The sequence below is a fragment of the Streptomyces sp. NPDC051172 genome (assembly GCF_040682555.1).
Taxonomy (GTDB): domain Bacteria; phylum Actinomycetota; class Actinomycetes; order Streptomycetales; family Streptomycetaceae; genus Streptomyces.
In genome coordinates, this window is the sequence record NZ_JBFBBE010000246.1 from 1 (window position 1) to 4,859 (window position 4,859).

5 protein-coding genes and 2 pseudogenes are annotated in these 4,859 nt (G+C 67.2%); 3 read left to right on the plus strand and 4 right to left on the minus strand.

Translation table 11 applies throughout. The features are described 5' to 3' along the window. Positions 1-201: 201 nt before the first annotated feature. Positions 202-468 (minus strand): annotated as a pseudogene (locus AB0N07_RS49690) (transposase family protein); the annotation flags it as partial. 27 nt (positions 469-495) lie between these two features. Between AB0N07_RS49690 and AB0N07_RS49695 the strand changes: the two are divergent. Both AB0N07_RS49695 and AB0N07_RS49700 read left to right on the plus strand, forming a co-directional pair. Continuing rightward, on the plus strand, positions 496-810 hold the full coding sequence (locus tag AB0N07_RS49695) for a hypothetical protein (RefSeq protein WP_365847439.1): 315 nt from the start codon (positions 496-498) through the stop codon (positions 808-810). Between the two features lie 186 nt (positions 811-996). After that, positions 997-1,374, plus strand: a complete 378-nt coding sequence (locus AB0N07_RS49700; protein ID WP_365847441.1) for a VOC family protein — start codon at positions 997-999, stop codon at positions 1,372-1,374. A gap of 59 nt (positions 1,375-1,433) precedes the next feature. On the opposite strand, the pseudogene AB0N07_RS49705 reads toward AB0N07_RS49700, so the two are convergent. The 3 genes and pseudogenes from AB0N07_RS49705 to AB0N07_RS49715 all read right to left on the minus strand — a co-directional run. After that, positions 1,434-1,586, minus strand: a pseudogene (locus tag AB0N07_RS49705) (IS5/IS1182 family transposase); the annotation flags it as partial. 604 nt (positions 1,587-2,190) lie between these two features. Next, complete coding sequence (locus tag AB0N07_RS49710; RefSeq protein WP_365847443.1) at positions 2,191-2,472, minus strand: hypothetical protein; 282 nt, start codon at positions 2,470-2,472, stop codon at positions 2,191-2,193. Positions 2,473-2,962: 490 nt separating this feature from the next. After that, positions 2,963-3,802 (minus strand): rhomboid-like protein, encoded by an 840-nt coding sequence (locus AB0N07_RS49715; RefSeq protein WP_365847445.1) that lies wholly within the window; start codon positions 3,800-3,802, stop codon positions 2,963-2,965. A 113-nt stretch (positions 3,803-3,915) separates the two neighbouring features. On the opposite strand from AB0N07_RS49715, the gene AB0N07_RS49720 reads away from it, so the two are divergent. Beyond that, positions 3,916-4,788: a histidine kinase dimerization/phosphoacceptor domain-containing protein gene (locus AB0N07_RS49720; RefSeq protein WP_365847447.1), complete on the plus strand. Its 873-nt coding sequence runs from the start codon at positions 3,916-3,918 to the stop codon at positions 4,786-4,788. Positions 4,789-4,859 lie beyond the last annotated feature (71 nt).

The following is a 4,859-nucleotide window of genomic DNA, read 5'->3' on the forward strand; positions in this document are numbered from 1 at the left end:
CGCCGGGCGTCACGCCCGGCGGCGGGAAGGCCCAGCTCAAACAGCCGTGGCGAACCCGGCGTCCGTCGGCGGGGCGATCGGCGGCCAAAGGACCATGCATGGTCGTGGTTCTACAAGTACCGCAGCCGTCGGCCCGCAGGCCGTGAGGTGCGCCGGCAGCAGTTGGCCGAGACGGTGAAAAGGCGCTTGCCGAAAGGCAGTCCCGAAATGATCAACTGTCTCGCCTTTGTTGCCGCAGACTTCGAAATGCCGAACAGCCGAGCGAGCTGGCGCAGCGTCAAGTTTGTGTGCGCCTGTACGCCGATCAGCAGGACGCGGTCCTCCAGGGGAAGGCCCCACGGCCGGCCATGGCGGACGGTGTCGGCTCCCTCGCGGCGCAGGGCGGTCACCAGTTGGCGAAGCGGCGGGACTCAGCCCGGTGAATGCGCCTGTCCAATACGGCTGTGACGCCGTGCTCACGCTGGCCACGAGAAGATCGTCCCACCGTGCAGCGAAGTGCCCGAGACGGAGGCGCATGTGGAGACAGACTTGGTCAGTCGTCTGGAAGAGGCGGCCGATCGTTTCGTGAGCCACCTGCGTATGAACGAGGGGTTCGATGAGCAGGCGCTTCTTCAGCTGCAGGAGGAGATCGATCACTGCGGGACAGCCTGGCGGGAACACCCCCACGTACCGAAGCGTGCGGCGTTGATCCTCGCCGAACTCTTCCCGGCAATCGAGGCTTGCGCCTGGCTGTACGAAGGGAACATGCGTCAACGGATCCAGGAGGCGGGAGCGATGGTGTCTGAGGCGGTGATCGCTGCTCTGGACTGACCGCCTCCCGCGCTGCCGTGCCACGCGCTCCCTGTACGCACCAGCGCGAAGAGGCGCGAGTCGGCAGGACAGCAGACGTTGGGGACGAGACGGTGTTGCGGGATAATTCTTGGAGCCTGGGGAGGTGATCGGTGTCGAGGCTGGCCGCCTCTGGACGGTGGGCGACATTCATGATCGGCTTTGGGTATGAGTTCCCTGATACGCCATATCACTGTCGATGCCGCAGACCCGTTCGTTCTCGCGGGCTTTTGGGCCCAGGTCCTGGACGGCTCGCTGGCCGATGACGACTTTCCGGGGGATCCGGAAGCCATGGTCACGACTGCTGCTGCCACCCTGCTGTTCCTCAGGGTTGATGACCGCAAGGCGGTGAAGAACCGAGTGCACCTGGATCTCCAACCCCAGGACCGCACCAGGGATGAGGAGGTCGAGCGCCTGCTCTTGCTCGGTGCCACACTCCAGGGGGACCACCGACGTCCCGACGGCACCGGGTGGGTGACGCTGCATGACCCCGAGGGCAACGAATTTTGTGTGGAACGCAGCGCGGCAGAGCGGGCGAATGGTTGATCTCCTGTTGCCTGGTTACGTCTGTCAGGGTCGGTGCCGGATGATCAGGGCAGCAGCGGTTACGTGCCCAGGCCGGCGTAGCCGCGCTTGTCATAACGCGTAGCCACGGCTCCGAATTGCTTCCCCGTCTTGATCTCTGCCCGTTCCACGGAGTTCCGCGCCCGGTAACGGGCCTTGAAGAACTTGGCGGGGTAGCCACCGCGTGAACCGCGCTCGCCCTCCCGCAGGAACGGTCGCACGCGTATCCCACGCAGGTGAACTGATCTCAGAGCGACCCCTTTTGAGGCGATGGGCGATGCGGCAGCGTGCTGATGAGCGCGGATCCACGTGGAGCCGGGCGGTGGTGCTGCTTGTGCGCGTCTGCGCCGGGCGCGGTCTTGGCGGTCTTTCGGTTGGGTTGTGGATCGCGCGGGACGGTGTGGTGCGTCGGCTTGTGTACCGCGGTGTGGTCGCGGGCGGCAGTCACGCTGTCTGGAGTGGTGTGGTTCCTCAGGGGGATTCCTTGTTGCGGTTCTCGAGCGTGTGTCATGGTGCAGCCTGATGTGCTCACCGCCCTGGGTGTTGATCCGGCCTGGCCTACTGGCCAGGGCCCCAGTGCGTCACAAGGCCCTTATCGTTTTCGGGCCTGCTCGTGGTTCGTTCCGTGAGGGCCGTACAGCCAGTCCGCGTGCGGTCCCAGACGTCGGTCCAGGGAGCTCTTTTCCTTGCCGGAGCGCGTCGATGTAGGCGTGGTCGGCGGCGATGCGGGCCGCCATCTCGGGCCCTTCGGCTACCGTGCCGTGGCCGGGGATCATGACATCGGCGTGGACGGCGGCCTCATCCAGCCGGTCGAGTGCCCCCTCGTAGGGAGCCCACCTGACCGTTCTGGCGGACGTCGAGGAGCGGGATGAGGAGGTCGGAGAGCATGTCGCGGGCGAGGAGGACGCTCCGGTCTGCGAGGAGGACGGCGGCGTGGCCGACCGCGTGTGCCTGATGCTCGATGATCTCGCCCGGCACCGGTGTGCTGTCGCCGGGCAGCGGGGTGACGAGCGCGACCAGGTCGAGGGGGATGCCGGAGGCGTTCTGCGCCGCCATGGCCTGGGCTCGAGGGATCTGCACCCAACCGAAGTAGCAGAACGGACAGCGACCCGCGTACCGGCCTCTCGGCTTGTCTTTGGAAGCCGTTGTCCTACCGGATGTGATCACTGACTTTCTGCTGTTCAGGCATGGTTCCGGTGTCGTCGTGGGAGCGTTCGGGCGATCAGTTCGTCCTCGACGACGGGGAGGTGGCCGGTCGCGTCGGTGATGAATTTGCTGGAGGAGCGGGAGACAGCTGCCCGGGGGCGGGTGGAGCCGGCCGAGGCCTTGGCCGTCCCCGGTGATGCGGCCGTGCAGAAGGCACCGGAGCCGGTGCCGGCGGTCGAATGGTAAAGGTCCCGGTCGCGGGGTCGATACACGGGAGCTGGGCGAGACAGGGATCGTCACGCAAGACTGGAACAACAGGGCCTCCTGGCACTCGAGTGGTCGCAAACCCGAGCTATCGAGAGGCCCTGCACTCATGCATCCGCCCGGCCGGGAGCACCCGGCCAAGGACCGTGTTGTGGTGGGACTATTCGCCTGAGCAGCACTCATCCTTGCTGGGAACACGGGCGATGCCGGTCGGGGTGGAAGTGCGCCAGTGCGTCTCGAACGGGGTACTTGGCTTGACCGCCGTCCTGTCCACTCCGTCGTGGGGTGTGACCCGACGCCGTGCTGGTGGCCGGACCACAGAACGTACGCGATCATGGGTACGCCCCTCGGTCTGAAGCGGCGCTATGCGTACCGTCAGTGGGTGCAGGTAGCGGTGGCGGGCGTCGGACGACTGCAGACCCCGTGCGAGCAGCATGCCGGTGGACAGTGCTGTCACGTGGCCGACGGGAGTGACCCCCAGCGTGGTGAGGCCGCTCGTGATGTGTGGTGCGCGTACCGCGAGCGCGGCGAGCGCGGTCCACCGGTGCCACCGCCGGGCTCCCGCTACCGCCACGGCGGCCAGGGCCGAGACGATCACGTAGGACGGGCCGACGTCCAACGTCGCACGCAGCGCGGGGTCTGCTTGGCCCGCCATGATCCGCGCTGCCAGCAGTCCTTCGCTCACCAGTGTGCCGAGGACTTGGCCGGCCGCGATCAGTGCGCACGCCCGCATGTTGCCGAACCGGATGACGAGAAACGCCAGTATGGCCCCGGCCAGGGCGATGCTGCGCAGACAGGCCCAGGGATCGGGGCCGAACAGGAAGGTGGAGGCGATGAGCGCCTCCACAGGGTGATCTCCCATATTGGCCAGGTTGGTCGAGGCCCAGGCGTTCACCGCGTGATCACCGCCGTACGTCAGGGACGACGCGGTGGCGAGCAGGGCGAAGCCCCAGGGCACGGGGAAAAGCCATCGGCGGGCGGAGGTCCGGGAGAGATCCATGTGGCCGACCCTGGCAGAGGGTGCCCGCCCCGCGGATCTGGCCATGGAATGACCGGCTGATCTCTGTCTCTGGACAGAGGCGGATGATCGCTCTCCCGGCTAGGGTCGAATGCGTGCGAGTCGTGATGGTGAGGCATGACGCGGCGTCCCGTGCCAGGGGGCTGACGACCAATCAGCTGATCGCGCTGGATGTGCTTTTGGCTGTAGTCCTGATGGCGTGGAACGTCTTGTGGTGGACGCTTGGCACGCATCGCACGGGCTGGCCGGCATGGCACGCCGTGCTGACGTGCTCGTTGGTCTTGGCTGTCGCCGTCCGGCGGCTGCTGCCACTGCCTGGACTGGCGGTGGCGTCGGTGGCGATGGCCACCGAGGCAGCGGTCGGCATGACGGGGATCCTGGCGACTGCCTTACTGGTGTACGAGGTGGCGGTCACCCGGCCCGCGCGTGTTGCGGCGTACGCGGGCGTGGTGGCGGGCGCCGCACAACTCGCCTTGATGATCCCTCTGCAGGGCATAACAGGGCGCTCCTGGGGGTGGCCGGGGATGATCCAAGTCCTCGTCGTCGAGGCCGCCGCCTGGGCGATCGGATGGTCCACCAGACAGGGACGCGCCTATACCCGAGGCCTGGTCGAGCAGGCCGAAGAGCGGGCACAGCTCCTCCTCGTCGAGGAACGCATGCGCATCGCCCGGGAGCTGCACGACGTCGTCGCGCACAGCCTCAGCATCGTCGCGGTCCAGGCGGGCGTCGGCCACCACGTCATCGGCAGCCGGCCTGACGAGGCCGCGAAGTCCCTGGCCGCGATCGGGACGACGAGCAGAGACACCCTGGTAGAGCTGCGTTCACTGCTGGGTGTCCTGCGCGATGACGACGGTGCCGAATGGTTGCCTGGCGGCCTCGACGACCTCAACACGCTCCTCGAACAGACCCGACGGGCTGGTGTCCAGGTCGAGTTGACGATCAGCGAGCGACTCCGTCGGGAATCTTGAGGCCCGGGGTCATTTGCCTTGGCGCCACCACAGGGGTCGGGGCAGGCCGCGTGCGTCGAGGTACTGCTGGA